Annotated in this window: 17 protein-coding genes; 5 read left to right on the forward strand and 12 right to left on the reverse strand. The window is 64.0% G+C overall.

Going from position 1 to position 21047, the window contains the following annotated elements:
• The 3 genes from hemDX to C2L64_RS12245 form a co-directional block, all read right to left on the reverse strand.
• Positions 1-2061 (reverse strand): fused uroporphyrinogen-III synthase HemD/membrane protein HemX, encoded by a 2061-nt coding sequence (gene hemDX, locus C2L64_RS12235; protein ID WP_007588212.1) that lies wholly within the window; start codon positions 2059-2061, stop codon positions 1-3.
• Complete coding sequence (hemC, locus tag C2L64_RS12240; protein ID WP_039901429.1) at positions 2061-3044, reverse strand: hydroxymethylbilane synthase; 984 nt, start codon at positions 3042-3044, stop codon at positions 2061-2063. Before hemC ends, hemDX begins: the two co-directional genes overlap by 1 nt.
• Before the next feature lie 143 nt (positions 3045-3187).
• Positions 3188-3466, reverse strand: coding sequence for a hypothetical protein (locus C2L64_RS12245; protein WP_236674045.1), 279 nt, complete (start codon positions 3464-3466; stop codon positions 3188-3190).
• Between the two features lies 1 nt (position 3467).
• Here C2L64_RS12245 and ppc point away from each other — a divergent pair, with 1 nt between their 5' ends.
• Positions 3468-6563, forward strand: a complete 3096-nt coding sequence (gene ppc, locus C2L64_RS12250) for a phosphoenolpyruvate carboxylase (protein ID WP_007588206.1) — start codon at positions 3468-3470, stop codon at positions 6561-6563.
• Between the two features lie 797 nt (positions 6564-7360).
• Here the strand turns inward: ppc and C2L64_RS12255 are convergent.
• On the reverse strand, positions 7361-8113 hold the full coding sequence (locus tag C2L64_RS12255; RefSeq protein WP_007588204.1) for a class I SAM-dependent methyltransferase: 753 nt from the start codon (positions 8111-8113) through the stop codon (positions 7361-7363).
• A 151-nt stretch (positions 8114-8264) separates the two neighbouring features.
• Here C2L64_RS12255 and C2L64_RS12260 point away from each other — a divergent pair, with 151 nt between their 5' ends.
• The 3 genes from C2L64_RS12260 to C2L64_RS12270 all read left to right on the forward strand — a co-directional run bounded on the left by C2L64_RS12260 (position 8265) and on the right by C2L64_RS12270 (position 11724).
• Positions 8265-9077, forward strand: coding sequence for a helix-turn-helix transcriptional regulator (locus C2L64_RS12260; RefSeq protein ID WP_079499094.1), 813 nt, complete (start codon positions 8265-8267; stop codon positions 9075-9077).
• A 117-nt stretch (positions 9078-9194) separates the two neighbouring features.
• On the forward strand, positions 9195-10601 hold the full coding sequence (gene argH / locus C2L64_RS12265; protein WP_007588612.1) for an argininosuccinate lyase: 1407 nt from the start codon (positions 9195-9197) through the stop codon (positions 10599-10601).
• A gap of 202 nt (positions 10602-10803) precedes the next feature.
• Positions 10804-11724 carry a bestrophin family protein gene (locus C2L64_RS12270; protein ID WP_007588611.1) on the forward strand — a complete coding sequence of 307 codons (921 nt, stop codon included), beginning with the start codon at positions 10804-10806 and terminating at the stop codon, positions 11722-11724.
• A gap of 68 nt (positions 11725-11792) precedes the next feature.
• Here C2L64_RS12270 and C2L64_RS12275 read toward each other — a convergent pair whose 3' ends face one another.
• The 8 genes from C2L64_RS12275 to apbC form a co-directional block, all read right to left on the reverse strand.
• Entirely contained in the window at positions 11793-12467 is a 675-nt protein-coding gene (locus C2L64_RS12275) for a DUF799 domain-containing protein (protein ID WP_007588610.1), read from the reverse strand.
• A 2-nt stretch (positions 12468-12469) separates the two neighbouring features.
• Positions 12470-12832, reverse strand: a complete 363-nt coding sequence (locus C2L64_RS12280) for a DUF4810 domain-containing protein (protein WP_094296812.1) — start codon at positions 12830-12832, stop codon at positions 12470-12472.
• 47 nt (positions 12833-12879) lie between these two features.
• Complete coding sequence (locus C2L64_RS12285) at positions 12880-13557, reverse strand: CsgG/HfaB family protein (RefSeq protein WP_039901495.1); 678 nt, start codon at positions 13555-13557, stop codon at positions 12880-12882.
• A 244-nt stretch (positions 13558-13801) separates the two neighbouring features.
• Positions 13802-14551 (reverse strand): lysozyme inhibitor LprI family protein, encoded by a 750-nt coding sequence (locus C2L64_RS12290; RefSeq protein WP_007588605.1) that lies wholly within the window; start codon positions 14549-14551, stop codon positions 13802-13804.
• Positions 14551-16833, reverse strand: a complete 2283-nt coding sequence (locus C2L64_RS12295) for an arginine/lysine/ornithine decarboxylase (protein WP_007588603.1) — start codon at positions 16831-16833, stop codon at positions 14551-14553. Before C2L64_RS12295 ends, C2L64_RS12290 begins: the two co-directional genes overlap by 1 nt.
• A gap of 82 nt (positions 16834-16915) precedes the next feature.
• Positions 16916-17485: a dCTP deaminase gene (gene dcd, locus C2L64_RS12300; RefSeq protein ID WP_007588601.1), complete on the reverse strand. Its 570-nt coding sequence runs from the start codon at positions 17483-17485 to the stop codon at positions 16916-16918.
• Positions 17486-17800: 315 nt separating this feature from the next.
• The gene (locus C2L64_RS12305; RefSeq protein ID WP_007588600.1) at positions 17801-18334 is read right to left on the reverse strand and encodes a superoxide dismutase family protein; all 534 of its coding nucleotides are present in this window, start codon (positions 18332-18334) and stop codon (positions 17801-17803) included.
• 184 nt (positions 18335-18518) lie between these two features.
• Complete coding sequence (gene apbC / locus C2L64_RS12310) at positions 18519-19607, reverse strand: iron-sulfur cluster carrier protein ApbC (RefSeq protein ID WP_007588599.1); 1089 nt, start codon at positions 19605-19607, stop codon at positions 18519-18521.
• Between the two features lie 270 nt (positions 19608-19877).
• Here apbC and C2L64_RS12315 point away from each other — a divergent pair, with 270 nt between their 5' ends.
• Positions 19878-20528, forward strand: a complete 651-nt coding sequence (locus C2L64_RS12315) for an OmpA family protein (RefSeq protein ID WP_007588598.1) — start codon at positions 19878-19880, stop codon at positions 20526-20528.
• Positions 20529-21047: the final 519 nt, after the last annotated feature.

Consider the following 21047-nt stretch of genomic DNA (forward strand, 5'->3'; position numbering starts at 1 on the left):
TTAACCCCGCGTCCGGTATTGATGCACGGCCTGCAGACTCGTATCCAGGTTCGGCACGTCGACAGCGCCCGAGCCGTCGTCGACCTGCTTCACGAGGTCGCGTACCGTCTGCACCTGCTTCGACGAGCCGTCGAAGTAGCGCGCGAGCGCGTTGTCCGCGGCGTGAAGGTCGGACTTGAGCGTCGTCTGGTTGCGCGCGAGCAGCGCGAGACGGGCGGACAGCAGGCGCATCTTCAGGTTTTCGCGCACGAAGTAGCCCTCATCGGGCGCGACGAGCATCGCGTCGGCGTGGTCGATGCGGCGCACCTGCACGAGACTCGTCAACTGCTGGCCAATACCCGCGATGAGCTGGTTCCACCACACTTTCCACTTCGGTTCGCCCGTGGCGGCCGCGACGCGGTCGACATCCTTCGGCGTGGACGCATGCGGCGTGGCGTGCGCAATCGGCGCCTCTCCCGAAAGCGGCAGCTGGTCGATCTGATCGATCGCGTTGTCGAGCTTGATGGCGAGGCCCGTGAGGTCGGTCGACGGCGCGGATTTCAGCTTGTCGATGTCCTGCGCAATCGCCTTGCGTACGGCCAGCACCTGCGCGCCGTCCGACGCGGCGAGGCGCGTGTCCGCGCTCTGCAGCGCAAACAGCGCGAGTTGCGTGTTGCCTGTCAGTTGCAGTTGCTCGCTCGCGGCCGACAGCATCTGGCCGACTTCGGCCATCGTCCAGTCGTCGCGATTGCGCGCGAGATCCGCGTATTGCTGCTGCAACGCGTTCTGCGCATTCTGCGCGTCGGCGAGCTTGCCTTCGAGCTGCGCGATCTGCGCATCGGCCTGACGCACGGTGGCGACGGCCTGCTCGGTCTTCACGCGCAACTCGGCCGTCTGCGAATCGTTGGCCTGCTGGCGGTGCGACAGTTGCTGATCGAGCTTGATGACCCTGCGGTTCAGTGCAATGCCGCCCGCGATCGCCGCAAAGAGCACCAGCGCGATGACAACCCAAAGCAGCGCGTTGCCCTTCGGCTTGGCCTGCTGCATTTCATAGGGCGTAAAGGGTTGATTCGGCGGCAGCGCGGTAGCGGGCCGCGGCGCGGAGTTGGACGTCGGGGGCGTGGGGGTCGTGGATGCGTTGGTATCAGACATGCGTTCTTGTGCCGGGTTGGACTGGACCGGTTGAACTTCAAAAGGTGCCGCGAGAGACAACACCGCGCGGGCGATCCGTTCATCGCCCGCACCGGACACCGTAATGCTATCAAAACCCAATGCCCGCGCGGTTTCCGCGATGCGCGGATGGGGCGCGACGAACATCGCGCGCTTCAGTTGCGCCTGCTCGCTCGCCGTCAGGTGGTCGTGCGCAAGCTCGGCGAGATTGCGCACGCCCTCGGAACTCGTCACGAGCCACGCGTGCGGCGTCCTGGATTCGTCCGACAGCAGCCTGTGGATGCGCGACCATGCGCCGATCGACGGGTCAGGCACGAGGCGCCGGTAGGCCGCGACCGTCTCGACTTCGGCGCCCGCTTCGCGCAAACGGTCGGCCAGCCATTCGCGGCCGCCGTCGCCACGCACGATCAGCACGCGCTTGCCTTCGAAAGCGTTGTCGCCAAGCGACGCTTCAATCGCCGCATACAGCGCCTCGGAGTCGAAGCGCGCGCCGTCGTGGTCGTCGGCCGATGCGCCCGGGCTGATCACCTGGTACGCGGGCGCTTCGACGCCGTGCTTCGCGAGCGCGGCGACGCTGCCTGGACCGACCACGCCGACGGGCAGCGCGTGCGGCCAGATCGCGTCGTGGCTCGCGAATGCGTAATCGACGGCATTCGGCGACACGAAGACGACCAGCGCGTATCGGTCAAGCGCTGCGAGTGCCGCGCGCAGCGGCGCTTCGTCGTCCGCTGCGGCGATATCGATCAGAGGAAATTCGACGGTGGCGACACCCGCGTCGTGCAGCGTCTTCGCAAGCGCGTCGGACTGTCCCGCCGGACGGGTCAGCACGACGGTCAGATGCGTCGAATGCGATGCGCCTGTGCCGTCCCTGGACGGCAATGCGTCGGGTGTCTGGTTCGAGTCGGCCGCCATCACGCGGAAGCAGCCGGGCCGCTCGCCGTGGTGAGCGCGCGGACTATTTCGAGTGCGCCCTGCGCTTCGAGCTGGCTCGCGACCTCGCGGCCCAGTTCGAGCGCGGCGTCCGTGGTCGCCGCGGGCGCCGAGGCTTGCGCGGACAGCACGCGCTGGCCGTCGGGCGTCGCGACGACGCCGCGCAGATGCAGCGCGCCGTCATGCCAGGTCGCGTAAGCGGCGAGCGGCACTTCGCAACTGCCGCCTAGCGCGCGCGACACCATGCGCTCCGCTTCGACCGCGGCCGCCGTGTGCTCGTGATGCAGCGGCGCAAGCCATGCGGCGAGGTCGGCGCGGTCCGCGCGGATCTCGATGCCGAGCGCGCCCTGGCCCGCGGCGGGCAGGCTGTCGGCGGGATCGAGCAGCGAGCGGATTCGGTCGCCCAGGCCCAGACGCTTGAGACCGGCCGCCGCCAGAATAATGGCCGCGTAATCGCCGCGGTCGAGCTTCGCGAGGCGCGTGTCGAGATTGCCACGCAGCGGCTTCACGACGAGTTCGGGAAAGCGCGTGCGCAGCATCGCTTCGCGGCGCAGGCTCGACGTACCCACCACGCTGCCGGGCGGCAGCGCGGCCAGCGAGTCGTACTGGCTGGAGACGAACGCGTCGCGCGGATCCTCGCGCTCCATGATGGTCGACAGCGCGAAGCCTTCGGGCAGTTCCATCGGCACGTCTTTCAGCGAATGGACGGCGAGATCGGCGCGGCCGTCGGCCAGCGCGTTCTCCAGTTCCTTCACGAACAGCCCTTTGCCGCCGACCTTCGACAGCGTTCGATCGAGAATCTGATCGCCACGTGTCGTCATTCCGAGGATTTTTACGTCACAAGATGGATATAATTTGTGCAGCGCACACCGCACATGCTCGGCTTGCCACATGGCAAGCCGGCTTTCCCGCGACGCGATGACTAGCGTGGTGGGCGGAGTGGGCGCAAGCGTCTCGGAATTCATTGTTTGATTCATTGAACGACGGGATGTGATAACAAAGAATGTTAGCACGCGCTTTGGCAACCTCTCGCTGGCCGCACGGCCATGCCAAAGCAGCGCGACGGCACTTGCGCGAGACGGTGGTTGGCGCTAAGCGCTTACTTCCGTCAACCGCCATAGAACCAGAGGAGACAGGCCTGCGGATTCATCCACGCTGAGCCGTCCATAGCCGCATCGATCGTGACTCGCGTGGCCGCCAGAAGCCCCAGCACGGTCGTTCGCGCGTCAATGCGCCGCATGCGCGATGATTTAGTGCGGCGCACCACGCGCAACCGGCTCTCCTCCGCCGCGCGCGCCGCATCGCTGACAGGCTTTGAACGCAGTTCCCCGCTGTACCCGCAGTTGCAGTTCACCATTCTTAGACCCTGGCTTTCCTGAGGAAACATCGTGACGTCTTCCGGATCGGCGCGCCCTGCCCGCCGCACTACTGCCTCGCCCGATGCCGTCAATACCGCATCGGCCGCTCCCGCCGCTTCCGCTGTCAAGGCCGCCAAGGCCCTGAAGGCAACGCAAGCCCTCGACTCCGGCAAAACCGGCAAATCCTCGAAGACCAAGGCGCCCGCCAAAGGCGCCCCGAAACGAATTAAGGCCGACGGCGCCGGCAAGCAGGAGACCGCGCGCGCGTCGAAAGAACCGAAGAATGGCGCGGCGCCGCAAATGAAGGACAACGCCCGCACGCGTGAAGACAAGGACCAGCCGCTCTTCGAAGACATCCGCTACCTGGGACGGCTGCTCGGCGACGTGGTGCGCGAGCAGGAAGGCGACGCGGTGTTCGACGTCGTCGAAACGATTCGTCAGACGGCCGTGCGCTTTCGCCGCGAGGACGACAGCGTCGCCGCGCAGGCGCTCGACAAGAAGCTGCGCGCGCTGTCGCCCGAACAGACGGTAAGCGTGGTGCGCGCGTTCAGCTACTTCTCGCACCTCGCGAACATCGCCGAAGACCGTCATCGCAATCGCCGGCACCGGATTCACGATCTGGCCGGCTCGACGTCGCAACCGGGCACGATCGCGCATGCGCTCGACCGGCTCGTCGAAGCGAACGCCGCCGCCACGCCCGTGCTGCAGCAGTTCTTCAACGACGCGCTGATCGTCCCCGTGCTGACGGCACACCCGACGGAAGTGCAGCGCAAGAGCATTCTCGACGCGCAGCACGACATCGCGCGCCTGCTCGCCGAACGCGACCAGCCGCTGACGGCGCGCGAGCGTCTACAGAACGAATCGCTGCTGCGTGCGCGCGTGACGTCGCTGTGGCAGACGCGCATGCTGCGCGACTCGCGCCTGACGGTCGCCGATGAAATCGAGAACGCGCTGTCGTTTTACCGCGCGACGTTCCTCGAAGAAATTCCCGCGCTCTACGCCGACATCGAAGAAGCGCTCGTCGAGCACGGCCTCGATGCGCGCCTGCCGCCCTTCTTCCAGATGGGCAGCTGGATTGGCGGCGACCGCGACGGCAACCCGAACGTCACGGGCGAGACGCTCGAAAACGCGATTACGCGCCAGGCCGCGGTCATCTTCGAGCACTATCTGGAACAGGTGCACAAGCTCGGCGCGGAACTGTCGGTGTCGAACCTGCTGGCGGGCGCGAGCGACGAACTGAAGGCGCTCGCGGAAGCCTCGCCCGATCACTCGCCGCACCGCACGGACGAACCGTACCGGCGCGCGCTGATCGGCATCTACACGCGGCTCGGCGCGAGTGCGCGCGTGAGGCTCGGCGAAGGCGTCGTACCGCTGCGCAGCGCCGGCCCCGGCGCGCCGAAGATTCGCGCGATTCCCTACGACGATTCGTCCGAGTTCGTGCGCGATCTGCACGTGCTGATCGATTCGCTCACCGAGCATCACGGCGCGTCGCTGGCAACGCCTCGCCTGTCGCCGTTGACGCGTGCCGCCGAAGTGTTCGGCTTCCACCTCGCGAGTATCGATCTGCGTCAAAGCTCCGACATCCACGAAGCAGTGATCGCGGAGCTGCTGCGGCGCGCGGGTGTCGAAAGCGACTACGCGGCGCTTTCGGAAGCCGACAAGCTGCGCGTGCTGCTCGCCGAACTCGCGCAGCCGCGCCTGCTGCGCTCGCCGTATGTCGAGTACTCGGATCTGGTGAAGAGCGAACTCGGCGTGTTGGAACAGGCGCGCGTGACGCGCGAGAAGTTCGGCGCGCGCGCGGTGCGCAACTACATCATTTCGCACACGGAGACGGTGAGCGATCTGGTCGAAGTGATGCTGCTGCAAAAGGAAGCGGGGCTGCTGCAAGGCGCGCTCGGCAACCCGGTCGATCCGGCGCGCGCGGGCCTGATGGTGATCCCGCTCTTCGAGACGATTCCCGACTTGCGCAACGCGTCACATATCATGCGCGACCTGCTGGCGCTGCCGGGCATCGATACCGTCATCGAGAACCAGGGCAACGAGCAGGAAGTGATGCTCGGCTATTCGGACAGCAACAAGGACGGCGGCTTCCTGACGTCGAACTGGGAGCTGTACCGCGCGGAACTGGCGCTGGTGTCGCTGTTCAATGAGCGCGGCATCACGCTGCGGCTGTTCCATGGACGCGGCGGCACGGTTGGACGCGGCGGCGGCCCGACCTATCAGGCGATTCTTTCGCAGCCGCCGGGCACGGTCGATGGGCAGATTCGCCTGACCGAACAGGGCGAGGTGATTGCGAGCAAGTTCGGCAACCCGGACATCGGCCGGCGCAATCTGGAGACGGTCGTTGCTGCGACGCTCGAAGCGTCGTTGCTGCCGCACGGCAATGCGCCGTCGCAACTGCCCGACTTCGAAGAAGTGATGCAGACTCTGTCGGATGCGGCGATGGCGTCGTACCGTGCGCTCGTCTATGAGACGCCGGGCTTCACCGAATACTTCTTCTCGTCGACGCCGATTGCGGAGATCGCCGAGTTGAATATCGGCAGCCGGCCGGCGTCGCGCAAGCTGCAGGACCCGAAGCAGCGCAAGATCGAGGATCTGCGGGCGATTCCATGGGGTTTCTCATGGGGACAATGCCGGCTGCTGCTGACGGGTTGGTATGGGTTTGGTAGCGCGGTTTCCGGTTGGCTCGATGCCGCGGGCACGAACACGGAGCGTGAGCGTCGTGTGAATCTGCTGCGCAAGATGCATAAGGCGTGGCCGTTTTTCGCGAACCTGCTGTCGAATATGGATATGGTGCTGGCTAAGACGGACCTCGCGGTGGCGTCGCGTTATGCCGCGCTTGTGGCTGATAAGAAGCTGCGTAAGCATGTGTTCGAGCGGATTGTCGCGGAGTGGGAGCGCACGTCCAATGTGCTTTCTGAGATTACCGGGAAGAAGGAGCGGCTCGCGGATAATCCTTTGCTCGCGCGGTCTATTAAGAATCGGTTTCCTTATCTTGATCCATTGAATCACTTGCAGGTGGAGTTGCTCAAGCGCCATCGCGCTGGGGATGACAATGTCCGCGTGCGGCGTGGGATTCATTTGACTATCAATGGGATTGCGGCTGGGTTGAGAAATACTGGTTGATTTTTTTGTTGTCCTGCGGACGGCGGTTCTCTTTCTGAGGCCGCCGTTTTTTTTGGTTTTTGCTTTTAGTTTGGTGTGCTTTGCTTTTCGCTGGCATCCGCGCTTTGTTAGCGTGCTTCAAGCGTCGCCCCTGTGCGGGGCGGCACCTACTTTTCTTTGCCGCCGCAAAGAAAAGTAGGCAAAAGAAAGCGGCTCACACCGCCAACTCTTCTTCCTGCCTGAGGGCCCCCAAACGGCCCCACACTTCACACGGCAACCTGCTTGTTCGCGTTCGTTGCCAACGCTCTAATCCAGCGCATCACCCACTTCACGCACCCGCGTTGCAGCACGCCGTGCCAGTATTCCACGGCCGCCCAGGTGGCAAACTGTGTGTAGGCCGTAGCACCTCACACGCCTCACTCCGAACCGATAGCGCACGCGTTCCACCATGTAAGAGCGCCAAGCTATACGCCGCGGCAAACTACACACAGTTTGCCACCTGGGCGGCAGAAACCGTTCGCTGCCGCCAGCCCGTGCACGGGTATCCGGAGTGGGTGAGGCACTCATTCAGTGCGTTGGCAACGCGCGCTAACAGATGCGCTGCCGTGTGAAGCGTAGGACCAGTTGGGGGCCCTCAGGCAGGAACAAGAATTAGCGGTGTGAGCCGCTTTCTTTTGCCTACTTTTCTTTGCGGCGGCAAAGAAAAGTAGGTGCCGCCCCGCACAGGGGCGACGCCTGAACGGCAAACACCGTCACGCGGATGCCAGCGCAAACACAAGCACACCAACATAAGCGTCGCAGACAAAAAACCCGAAACCTCAATACGCCTCAACCATCAAAGCATCGAGCTTAAAAGACCCATCCTCCTGAACATCGAAATACTCACGAACCTCATCCGGGGCGGAAGCCCACAAAGACCGAATAGCAACAACCCGCGCCTCAGGCGTCCTCATCCTCGCGACCCACGAAGCAAACTCGATATCGAGCCGCCAGCGCTCGCGCGCCACAGCCTCAAACCCTGCATCAGCAAAAAACGCCACCCATTCATCCGCGCGATAGTCACGAATATGCGACCCATCGCGCAACACCTCGACAGCCTGAAGATGCGTATCGAGCAACGGATGCTCGCTCCCAGCAATATCAATGAACATCACACGCCCGCCGGGCTTCAAAACCCGCCGCACTTCGGCGAGTGCCAACGGCACATCGTGCCAGTGATGCGCGCTCATCCGGCTGACGACCCAATCAAACGAACCATCATCGAACGGCAGCTTTTCAGCCGCGCCCTGCTGCGTACGAATATTCGACAACCCGCGATCAACTGCAGCAGAAGCAACCGTAGCCAGCATCTGCGGCGCAATGTCATAAGCGACAACCGCCCCAGCATGCGGTGCAACCGCAAAACTCGCATGCCCCGCCCCGCATCCCATATCGAGCACCGCCGCACCCGGCGTCGCCGCAACAGCAGCCGCCAGCGTCTGCAAATCCGCGCCCGTCGCGTGTACATGGCTCGTCAAATACGAGGCCGCCGTCGAGCCGAACGCGTCGGCTACCTGATCGTGATGCTTCATCGTGTGCTCCAGTGCCTGCAGGCTTGTTTGTGAGGATAGGGGCAAAGTCGCGAAGCGTCTCGCCTGTCGCTACAATAGAGCCCGCCCTGTACCAGTACAAGTCAAGCAATTATTCTGGTATCGACATTACCAGCCACCGCAGTCCCGCCACATGACCACGCCGTCCCCCGCCGATTCCGCCCCGCCGCTCGACGCGTCGCCCGCCCGCGCGCTCGGCGAGTTCATCCGCGCCCATCGCGAGCGCCTGTCGCCGCAGGCCGTCGGCCTGCCGCCCGGCCCGCGCCGCCGCACGCCCGGCCTGCGGCGCGAGGAAGTCGCGCAGCTGTGCGGCGTAAGCCCGACCTGGTACACCTGGATCGAACAGGGGCGCCCCGTGTCCGCGTCCGCCGACGCGCTCGCGCGCATCGCCGTCGCGCTGCAGCTCTCGCGCGCCGAACGCGCGTATCTGTTCGAACTGGCCGCGCAGCGCGACCCGGCCGAGCCGGACCCCGCCGCCGCCGATACCCCCGCCATGCTGCTCAAGACCGTGCAGCTCGTGAGCGCACCCGCCTACGTGCTCGACCGCCAGTTCACCGCACTCGCGTGGAACGAGCCGGCGGCGGACCTGTTCGTCGGCTGGCTCGACGGCGAGCACGACCGCAACCTGCTGCGCTACACCTTCCTGTCGCCGGAGGCGCGCAGCCTGATCGTCGACTGGGAAATCCGCGCGCGGCGTCTCGCCGCCGAATATCGCGCCGATTCGATCCGCCATCAAAACGACGCGCCCACGCGCTCGCTGATCGACGAACTCTCCGCCTCGAGCGACGCGTTCGCGCGCTTCTGGGCGTCGCAGGACGTCAACGAGCGCGAAGGCGGCCAGCGCCGCTTCAATCATCCGCGCGACGGCCACGTCACCTACAACCAGATCACCTTCAAGCCCGCGCACCGCGAAGACCTGAAGCTCGTCGTGCTGATGCGCGAATGAGCTTGCCCGGCCACCCGGAAGCCGCCCGCACGGCGGGTGGTAAAATCGTTGTCTCCTTCGAGGCGGCGCCGTCTCCACGCGCCGTCAGCGTCTTCACCTCGCATACTGCCCATCACCATGACGTCCCAACTGCATAAAAAAGGCGAAGCCTGGTCGGCTCGCTTCTCCGAGCCGATGTCGGAACTCGTCAAGCGCTACACGTCGTCGGTCTTCTTCGACAAGCGTCTGGCGTTCGTCGATATCGAAGGCTCGCTTGCGCACGCGTCGATGCTGGCCGCGCAAAAGATCATCAGCGCCGACGACCTCGCGGCGATCCAGCGCGGTATGGCGCAGATCAAGGGTGAAATCGAGCGCGGCGAGTTCGAATGGCAACTCGATCTCGAAGACGTGCACCTAAACATCGAAGCGCGCCTGACCGCCCTGATCGGCGACGCCGGCAAACGCCTGCACACGGGCCGCTCGCGTAACGATCAGGTCGCGACCGACATCCGCCTGTGGCTGCGCGGCGAAATCGACCGCATCGGCGACCTGCTGAAGGATCTGCGCGTCGCGCTCCTCGACCTCGCCGACAGCAACTCCGGCACGATCATGCCGGGCTTCACGCACCTGCAGGTCGCGCAGCCCGTGACGTTCGGCCATCACCTGCTCGCTTACGTCGAGATGTTCTCGCGCGACGCCGAGCGCATGGTGGACTGCCGCAAGCGCGTGAACCGTCTGCCGCTCGGCGCGGCGGCGCTCGCCGGCACCAGCTATCCGATCGACCGTCACGCCGTCGCGAAGACGCTCGGCTTCGACGGCATCTGCGCGAACTCGCTCGACGCCGTCTCCGACCGTGACTTCGCAATCGAATTCACGGCGGCATCGGCACTCGTGATGACGCATGTGTCGCGCTTCTCCGAAGAACTCGTGCTGTGGATGAGCCCGCGCGTCGGCTTCATCGACATTGCCGACCGCTTCTGCACCGGCTCGTCGATCATGCCGCAGAAGAAGAACCCGGACGTGCCCGAACTGGCGCGCGGCAAGACGGGCCGCGTGAACGGCCACCTGATGGCGCTGCTGACGCTGATGAAAGGCCAGCCGCTCGCGTACAACAAGGACAATCAGGAAGACAAGGAACCGCTGTTCGATACCGTCGATACCGTCGCCGATACGCTGCGTATCTTCGCCGAGATGGTCGCGGGTATCACGGTGAAGGCGGACAACATGCGCGCGGCTGCGCTGCAGGGCTTCTCGACGGCAACCGATCTCGCCGACTACCTCGTCAAGCGCGGCCTGCCGTTCCGTGACGCGCACGAAGCCGTGGCGCATGCGGTACGTGTCTGCGAACAACGCGGCTGCGATCTGGCCGACCTGTCGCTCGACGAGATGAAGGCTGAGTTGCCGAACGTCGCTTCGTTGCTGGGCGACGATGTGTTCGGCTATCTGACGCTCGAAGGATCCGTCGCGAGCCGCAATCATCCGGGCGGCACCGCGCCGGATCAGGTGCGCGCCGCTGTTGCCGCTGCGCGGGCTGCGCTCAGCTAGGCCGCTTCCTTTCGGCTGCTGAAAGGCGGACTCTCTGGCGAGGGTTCGCCTTTTTTGTTTTCACACGCGTTGCCTGCGGCTTCGGGCTCGTCCGCCTTCGCTGCATCGAGGGGACAATGGGCCGCTCTCACCTCGCCTGCCGTTGCGCTGCGTCGTCGTCGGCTACTATCACGGCAACCATCGGCTTTCACCGTTCACTGTCATGATCATCCGCCCACATCTCCGCTGGTTCCGCATGCTGCTCGCGTGGCGCGGTTCGGTGCTTCCCGAGCTCTTGCCGCGTCTGTGCGTCATTCTGCTCATCTCGCTGGTCGCGCTCGGCGTGCATGTTCACCTGCTGAAGATCAGCATCAACATGACCACCACGCCGTTCTCGCTGATCGGCATTGCGCTCGCGATCTTCCTCGGCTTTCGCAACAGCGCGAGCTATGACCGCTACTGGGAAGCGCGCAAGCTCTGGGGCAAGCTGCTCAACGAGACGCGCTCGCTCACGCGCCAGGTGTTGACGCTGCCAAACGCCCATATTGACGCAAGCGAAACGCAGGCCTTCGTGCAAGCCTTGTGCGCATTCGCGCATGCGCTGCGGCATCAGTTGAGATGCACGGACCCGTCGGAGGATCTGTCGACGAGACTCGACAAGCCGCTCTTCGAGCGCGTCATGATGTCGCGCTATCGGCCCGCGACGATCATGCTCTGGCTCGGCGAATGGACGCAACGGCAGGCGCGCGATGGCAAGCTGGACGCATGGACGGTTCAGGCCATCGATCGCAATCTGAACGGGCTGTCGGATGTGGTCGGCGGTTGCGAGCGGATCCTGTCGACGCCGCTGCCGTTCGCGTATTCGGTGATGATTCACCGCACCGTGTACTTCTTCTGCGCGGCGTTGCCATTCGGGCTGGTGGAAACGGCTGGCGTGTTCACGCCGATCTTCTCGGTATTCGTCGCGTACACGTTCATGGCGCTCGACGCGATCGCATCGCAGATCGAAGAGCCGTTCGGAACCGACGACAACGACCTCGCGCTCGATGCGCTGTCCGAATTCATTGAAGACGCCGCGCGCGATCTGCTCGCGCAGCCTTCGCTGCAGAAGACTGCCGCGAAAGATGGTTATCTGCTCACCTGAAGCGTGAGCAGGACACGCGCGCCGATCACAATCAGTATCACAAGCGGCGCGCGTTCATCACAGCAACATCAGTCCGTGCCGTACTTCGGCGAACGCGGACCATACAGCAGACCATCCGCGCCGCCGCTCGACAGCAGCTTGCGGCTCGTCAGCCCGGCCACGTCGTGCGATTCGTCGCTCAGCGTATGCGCGACCTGCTTGACGGCCGCCTGCACCAGCGCGCCGATCAACCCGCCGCCGACGTTCACGTTGCCGCCCAGTTCCTTGCCCGTCGCGCTTGCCGAACCTTGCCAGAGCGTGTCGCCCGAGCGCAGATCGACGAGCTTCGCGGTTGCCGAAACCACCGTCGTGCTGTCGATGACCGTGTATTTCGAACCGTACTGCGTGATCTTCGTGTACACCGCGGCGTCCGCGCCGAAGATGCTTCGCAGCTTGTCGGGCGCGACGCCCTGGATGTCTGTCGGCGTGGTCAGGCCGTTGTGCTTGAACGTCTCTTCCATCTCGACGACAGGCACCACGTAATAGCCGCCTTCCGCGATCGGCATCGTCATCTGCGACAGCATGCCGTACGTCGCGTTCACGTCCGCCGTGTCGTTGATGGGCGGCAGCACGAGAATCGTGCTCGGCTTGCTGTTGCGAAACGCGGTGTAGTCGACCTGGCGAGGCGCATGCGTCACGCACGCCGTCAACGTGAACAGGACAGACAGCGCGGCGATCAGTTTCAGTGAGAGAAAGCGGGTCATGGTCATTGGAATTTGCTCAGCAGAAAGTCCATGTAGGTCGACGATTCAGGAAACGATTGCTTCTCCGCGAGCAGTTCCTGCTTCGCTTCCTGGTCCTTGCCGACGGTCGCGTACAGCATCCCGAGATGCGCATGGAAGCCCGGCGGCGCCGATGCGCCCTTCGCGAGAATCTGCTGACGCGCCTTTTCGAGCGCATCGATCTGCTCGAGCGGACTCTTTTGCCCCTTGAAGTACTCGTACACCTGCGGCTGATAGCCATCCCACTGATACAGCGACACGCTCTTCGTGTTCGCGCACCCCGACAGCAGCGCGCACGCTGCCGCGACGGGCAGCGCGATGCCCGTCAGCATATTTGTTCTTTTCAACAAGGTCTTATTGGATGTGATGTGTTGAAGCGTTAGTTCGCGGCCGGTTAGTTCGCAGCCTGCAAAGCGCCCGCGTCGACCTGCTCGACGAGGTGATTGACGGCTTCCTTGATCGCGAGATCGAGCACCTTGCCGTTGAGCGTGGAGTCGTACGACGCAGTGCCGCCAAAGCCGATGATCTCGCGGTTCGACAAGCTGTATTCGCCCGCGCCCTGGCTCGATGCGATCACCTCGGACGTCGTCGTATCGACGATGTTCAGGCTGACCTTCGCATACGCGACCTGGCTCTTGCCACGGCCCAGAATGCCGAACAGTTGCTGATCGCCGACTTCCTTGCGGCCGAACTCGGTCACGTCGCCCGTGATCACATAGTTCGCGCCCTTGAGCTTCTGCACCTTGTTGGCGATCGCGGCTTCCTGTTTGATTTCGCCCAGGTTGTCGCGTTCGAGCACGGAGAAGCGGCGGCTCTGCTGCAGCGTGGTGACGAGGATGGTCTTCGCCTGGCTGCCGACACGATCAATGCCGTCGGAGAAGATGCCGCGCATATAGCTCGAGCGGTTGTCGAACTTGCCGACGGCGACGAGTACCGGCTTGCCGGCATAAGGCACGTGTGCGCTACTGACTTCGGGCGTCGGCAGCGAGCGCGACGCCTCCGTCGCGCATCCGCTCACCGCCGCGGCAACGAACGTGGCGACGAGCAATGCGGAGGGTTTGGATAGCTTCAAGATAGTGATCCCGATCAAAGAATGGCTGGCGCTCCAGGGGCCTTCCGAATCGGGCGTACTGCGTGCCGTGCTTCTATCCGACGCTCTGGTAACGCAACGTAAGATAACGGCACTTGTAAGTGCAACTTTAAAAAAGAGTCACTAAATGGGAATGGCCGCAGTGTGATCTGATTCACTGCGCATAGAACATGCGTGCTACGAGAAGCACTTAGCTGCTCGAGCAGTTTTTAGAAAAAGATCCGGCTCAGTCGTTGCCGGCCGTGTCGCCCATGCGCTTGAGCTGCGCGACGCGCGCGCCGATGATATCAACTTGCGAGCGCGCGTCCATCAGCGGGACGGTCGCGTCGCGGTAGGCCGTCCACGCGCGTTGCGCGCGAGACAGGACCGGCCGCGCGTGCGAAGGCAGCTTCGCATGCAGGCGCCGGTAATAGCGGTTCAGGTCGAACATCGCGTGCTCGCACTGCGCGTCGAACGAGCAGGCCCGCGGGCGCTTCTTAGGGTCCTGCCTGCCGGCGTCCATCGCCGCCGCACGCAACGCGAGCGCGCGGTCGCGCACCGGCTGCAACTGCATGTCGGCGACCGCGAGCTGGTACGACGTGCCGCGCGTCGTGGCGAGTATGTCGGCCAGCAGCTTGCCGTCCGCTTCGCGCCAGGCCTTCCAGCGCTTCTGGCTCTCGTCCCACTTCTTGCGCTGCGCGTCGGGTGCTTTCGACAGCAACTGCTGGAACGACTGGTCCATCGACGCCTGCCACGCGAGCCGCGCCGCGTCCATGCACTGCACCTGGCCGATCGTCGACGACATGTCGGCGCGCGCGAGACACGTGCGCATCGATGCGTCGATGGGATCGGCGGCGGCGACTTCGGCATGCGCCGCGCCGGGTGCGATCATCAGCGCGCTCGCCAGCGTCATTGCCGACGCGAACGTGCACAACGCCGCCGGCGCACCGACGCGCGCACGACCCCACAACCCGAAGCGCAGTGCCGTCTTCATCATTACGAATCGCGCACGCAATCGACGAAGTACTCGATGCGCCCGTTGATCGTCTCACCGACCAGCCCGTGGATATCCGTATGGAAACCCGGGAAGCGTTCGTTGAACTCGCGCGCGAACCGCAGATAGTTGACGATGGTCCGGTTAAAGCGCTCGCCCGGAATCAGCAGCGGAATGCCCGGCGGATACGGCGTCAGCAGGATCGATGTGACGCGGCCTTCGAGTTCGTCGATAGGCACGCGGTCGATCTCGCGGTGCGCGAGCTTCGCGAAGGCGTCGGACGGCTTCATGGCGGGCTCCATGCTCGACAGGTACATCTCCGTCGTCAGGCGCGCGATGTCGTTCGCACGATAGACGCTGTGGATCTGCTCGCACAGATCGCGCAGGCCGATGCGCTCGTACGCCGGATGCTGCGCGACGAACTCGGGCAACACGCGCCACAGCGGCTGGTTGTTGTCGTAGTCGTCCTTGAACTGCTGGAGTTCCGTGACCATCGAGTTCCAGCGGCCCTTCGTAATGCCGATCGTGAACATGATGAAGAACGAGTACAGGCCCGTCTTCTCGACGATGATGCCGTGCTCGGCCAGATACTTCGTGACGATCGCAGCGGGAATACCCGTCTCGCCGAATTCGCCGTCCACGTCGAGCCCCGGCGTGATGATCGTCGCCTTGATCGGGTCGAGCATGTTGAAGCCGTCCGCGAGCGGGCCGAAGCCGTGCCAGCGGTCGTTCGGACGCAGCATCCAGTCGTCGCGCGAGCCGATGCCCTCTTCCGCGAGTTCTTCCGGGCCCCAGACCTTGAAGAACCAGTCGTCGCCGTACTCGGCGTCGACCTTGCGCATCGCGCGGCGGAAATCGAGCGCCTCGGCAATCGATTCCTCGACGAGCGCCGTGCCGCCCGGCGGCTCCATCATCGCCGCGGCCACGTCGCACGACGCGATGATCGCGTATTGCGGGCTCGTCGACGTATGCATCAGATACGCTTCGTTGAAGCGGTGGCGGTCGAACGTGCTGTTCTCGCTGTCCTGCACGACAATCTGCGAAGCCTGCGAAATGCCCGCGAGCAGCTTGTGTGTGGAGTGCGTCGCGAACACCAGCGCGCCCGTGCGCGGACGGCCCGCGCCGATCGCGTGCATGTCCTGATAGAACTCGTGGAACTCGGCGTGCGGCAGCCACGCTTCGTCGAAGTGCAGCGTGTCGAGCAGATCGCCGAGCAGGTCCTTGATCATTTCGACGTTGTAGATCACGCCGTCATACGTGCTCTGGGTGATCGTCAGGATGCGCGGCTTCAGGTTCGGGTTCTTCGCCAGCGCCTCGCGCGCGAACGGATTCGCCTCGATCTTCTTGCGGATGTTTTCCGGCTTGAACTCGTCGCGCGGAATCGGGCCGATGATGCCGAAATGATTGCGCGTCGGCGTCAGGAACACGGGGATCGCGTGCGTCATCGTGATCGCGTGCAGGATCGACTTGTGGCAGTTGCGGTCCACCAGCACGATGTCGCCCGGCGCTACTGTTGCGTGCCACACGATCTTGTTCGACGTCGACGTGCCGTTCGTCACGAAGAACAGATGATCGGCGCTGAAGATGCGCGCCGCATTGCGCTCCGACGCCGCGACGGGGCCGGTGTGATCGAGCAGCTGGCCGAGTTCGTCGACAGCATTGCAGACGTCCGCACGCAGCATGTTCTCGCCGAAGAACTGGTGGAACATCTGGCCGAGCGGGTTCTTCAGGAACGCGACGCCGCCCGAGTGGCCCGGGCAGTGCCACGAGTACGAGCCTTCGTCCGCGTACTGCACCAGTTCCTTGAAGAACGGCGGCGCGAGCGAGTCCAGATACACCTTCGCCTCGCGGATGATGTGCCGCGCGACGAACTCCGGCGTGTCCTCGAACATGTGGATAAAGCCATGCAGTTCGCGCAGGATGTCGTTCGGCAGATGGCGCGAGGTGCGCGTTTCGCCGTACAGGAAGATGGGGATGTCCGCGTTGCGCTTGCGCACCGCCTCGACGAACGCGCGCAGGTCGACGATCGCGGGCGCGACGTCGGGTTTTTCACCGTCGCCGTTCTCGACGTAGGGCAGCAGTTCGTCGTCGTCGATCGACAGGATGAAGCATGACGCGCGGCTCGACTGCTGCGCGAACGACGTCAGATCGCCATAGCTCGTGAGACCCAGCACTTCCGCGCCTTCTTTCTCGATAGCCTCGGCAAGCGCCCGAATGCCGGAACCCGAGATGTTCTCGGAGCGGAAGTCCTCGTCGATGATGACGACGGGAAAACGAAACTTCATGTGCGATTCTCCAAAAAGAACGACCGCTGCTTCTGATGCGCAGCGGTCACCCGGATAGCTGGTGATTCAATGCGCGGTTGCGTTACGTCTTCGGTAACGTCACGCCATGCTGTCCTTGATATTTGCCGCCGCGATCCGCGTAAGACACGTCGCAGATCTCGTCGCTTTCAAAGAACAGCACCTGCGCGACGCCTTCGTTCGCGTAGATTTTCGCAGGCAAAGGTGTCGTATTTGAGAATTCGAGCGTAACGTGCCCTTCCCATTCCGGCTCGAACGGCGTCACGTTGACGATGATGCCGCAGCGCGCATACGTCGATTTGCCGAGGCAGACCGTCAGCACGCTGCGCGGAATGCGGAAATACTCGACCGTGCGCGCGAGCGCGAACGAGTTGGGCGGAATGATGCAGACATCGCCCTTGAAATCGACAAACGATTTCTCGTCGAAGTTCTTCGGATCGACGATGGTCGAGTTGATGTTCGTGAAGATCTTGAATTCGTCGGCGCAGCGGATGTCGTAGCCGTAGCTCGACGTGCCGTAGCTGACAATCTTGCGACCGTCTTCCGTCACGCGCACCTGGCCTGGCGCGAACGGCTCGATCATCTTGTGCTCGGCGGCCATACGCCGGATCCACTTGTCGGATTTGATGCTCATAGGTGAACGCTGCTGACGGGGTGAAATCGGGCCGGCTGACGCTTGCGCGCCGCTTTCGCAACGCGCGCCGCCGGACGAAAGGCGCTTATTTTACGCGAACCTGGCGGGCGTGCCCGATGCAAGCTGAATCGCGTGCGCGGACGTGCTGCGCAATAGCGCGCGCCGGCTTGACAGCCATCGACGATGCAACACGGATAACGGCAGGAATTGAAGCGGAAACAGACGGAAGAACGGGCGTTTGCATACCGCGCAAACGATTGGCGGACAAAAGACGGTGGCGATGCAATACGAACTGCGTCGGGTGAACGGGCCCGCTTACTGGCGGATCAGCCCGCACGCGAGCGCGGGGCCGGCGCCGTGTTCCGGATACGCGTAGGGATCGGACGCTTCGCGGTGGACCAGCACGGCGCGCTGCAGCACCGAACGCACGCCGTCGAGCGAGACATCCGGCGCGACGATGAAGCCCGCCGCCACGCCCGCCGCGTCCGCGTGGATATTGCCGAGATCGCCCTCGACGCGCGAGCCCGACTTCAGACGCTCCGCAGCGGGCGCGAACACGGCGCCCGCGCCGGCGCCGTCGGCGGAATTGCAATCGCCGCGTTCGTGCACCTGCAGCGCGTGATCGCTGTTCGGCGGCAAGCCCGTGAGGTTGTAGGTAACCTGAACACCGTCCGAACGCTCGATGAACGTGACCATGCCGCGCGTCTGGTTGCCCAGCGTCGGCAGCAATTGCGCGTCAGCGCGTTTCTCCTGTGGCTTCAGGAAGCCCATGCACCCTGACAGCAGGGCGCTGGTCGCAGCCAGGACGACGATGGTCTTGATCGCCTCGCCGCCGATTCGTTTTCTCATGCGATCCTCTTGTCGAGCGCCGGCCGCCCCCGCGACCGCGTTGCCGGACCTGATGAAGCCGACATGATACCGCGAGCGGGGTCGCATTCAGACCCCTTTCTACCCGCTCCCTGAAGAGTTCTTCGGAGCGTTGTTCGGCGAGTTGTCCAATTGCGCCGCGCCGACCAGACGGGCGTTTCGCGCCTTATGTGTTCTGCACGACGATGGTCGGGAACTTCGAACTCATGTCGCGCGAACGCTCGGCGATATGAATCGCGACCTTGCGTGCAATCGTCCGATAGATCTCCGCGATGCGGCCGTCCGGATCCGCGGCCACCGTCGGCGTGCCCGAGTCGGCCTGTTCGCGGATCGCGATATCGAGCGGCAGGCTGCCGAGCACGTCGACGCCATATTCCTTCGACATCCGCTCCGCCCCGCCCGTGCCGAAGATATGCTCTTCGTGGCCGCAGTTCGAGCAGATATGCATGCCCATGTTCTCGACGATGCCGAGAATCGGAATGCCCACCTTCTCGAACATCTTCAAGCCCTTCTTCGCATCGAGCAGCGCAATGTCCTGCGGCGTCGTGACGATCACGGCACCCGTCACGGGCACGCGCTGCGACAGCGTGAGCTGGATGTCGCCCGTGCCTGGCGGCATGTCGACGATCAGGTAGTCGAGATCTTTCCAGTTGGTCTGCCGCAGCAGCTGCTCGAGCGCGGACGTGGCCATCGGGCCGCGCCACACCATCGGGTTGTCCTGTTCGACCAGAAAGCCGATCGAGTTCGCCTGCACGCCGTGGCCCGTCATCGGGTTCATCGACTGGCCGTCGGGCGACTCGGGGCGGCCTTCGATGCCGAGCATCATCGGCAGCGACGGGCCGTAGATGTCGGCATCCAGAATGCCCACCGACGCGCCCTCGCTCGCCAGCGCAAGCGCAAGGTTCACGGCCGTCGTGCTCTTGCCGACACCACCTTTGCCCGACGCAACCGCGACGATGTTCTTCACGTTCGGCAACAGTTTGACGCCGCGCTGCACGGTATGCGCAGCGATGTCCTGCGACACTTGCACGCGCGCCGATTCGACGCCAGGCACCGCGCGCAGCGCGTTCTCGACGAGCGCGCGGATCGCTTCGAACTGACGCCTGGCCGGATAGCCGAGTACCACGTCGACGCTGACCGTGGCACCATCGACGTTGACGTTCTTGAAGTTCTTCGCTGCCGCGAAGGGCCGCTGGGTGTTGGGGTCGGTGATGGCCGCGAGGGCCGCGTCTACCAAAGCCCGATCGATGCTCATTGAGTCTCCGTGGGAACGCATGGCGCGGTACGCGATCGAAATCTGCGCCACACGCCTGAAATATTGAAAGAAATTGTTAGCCGGCATTGCCTAAAACCTGTCTCATTGGCACGCTTGCCGCGCAAGTTTTGCAATAGGGCCGAATCGTCACCTGCTCAGTCGTCATTGTAGTGGCTGGCGCATGGGCCTGCCGGAAGACCCTTTCCGGCTGTCGGCACGGTTCGCGAGCCCTTGCAACTGTCGACCGTTTAATTGAAGAGAGGAACCAGAATGAATGCAAAAATTATGACCCGTCTGTCGGCACTGGCTGTCGTCGGTGCGCTGCTCGGCGGCTGCGCGACCCAGCAAGGCACGGATACGGCCGTCGGCACGGGCGTCGGCGCAGGCACGGGCGCCGCACTCGGTGCGATCTTCGGCGGCGGCAAGGGCGCGGCGATCGGCGCGGGCGTTGGCGCGGCTGTCGGCGGCGTCACCGGCTACAACTGGCAGAACATCAAGAACAAGCTGTCGGGCGCGACGAAGGGCACGGGCACGCAGATCACCGAGCAGCCGGACGGCTCGCTGAAGCTGAACATCCCGAGCTCGGTCACGTTCGACACGAACAGCTACGCGATCAAGCCGTCGTTCGCTCCCGTGCTGACGCAGGTTGCGCAAACGCTGAACCAGAACCCGGAAGTCGTCGCGCAAGTCGTAGGCCACACGGACAGCACCGGCCAGCCGGCGTACAACCAGACGCTCTCCGTCAACCGCGCGCAAAGCGTCGTGAATCAGCTCGCGCAAGACGGCGTCGCGCAGCAGCGCCTCGGGGCTTCGGGCATGGGCGCAAACCAGCCGATCGCCGACAACAACACGGAAGCAGGCCGCGCGCAGAACCGCCGCGTGGAAATCTACCTGCGCGCGATGGCGCAGCACGCGCAATAAGTTTTTTTTCGGGGAAGGACAGACCAGACCAGGAATCCGCCTGCCAGTTCGCCAAGTGCGTCGAGGCGAACTTCAGGCGCGTCTCACAAGCTGATCGAAAAATTTTTCGAACTCTTGTGAAATTCCACGGTCTGTCTTTACGGTACGTGTGCGGCGATGCCGCCGCGTCACCATTCTCCTCTTGTCGTTGTTGCTCCGGGGCCTGTAGCCCCGGTTTTTTTTGCCCGTCTTTTGCCCGCCTTTCGCCAACTCCTGGCGTTCTTTCCGCAGGCGATGCCTCCCCATTCTTCCTCGCATCGCGGGCAAGCCCGGCGCCATCCTTCCCCACGCGCTGCCGCTAACAGTTCACACTGGTAAAATCGACGATTCGGGCCGGTTCCGCGCGCGACGAGAGTCCGCGAAGCCGCGTTCGACACCCGAGCTGCATGAGCGGACACCCCGCCCATGTGGTCCTGGGCACAGCGCCGTCCGCTGACGCCGAAACGTCGTGACGGCCGCCCGTACCTTCCGCCAGTCCAT

This window comes from Paraburkholderia hospita, from assembly GCF_002902965.1.
Classification (GTDB): domain Bacteria; phylum Pseudomonadota; class Gammaproteobacteria; order Burkholderiales; family Burkholderiaceae; genus Paraburkholderia; species Paraburkholderia hospita.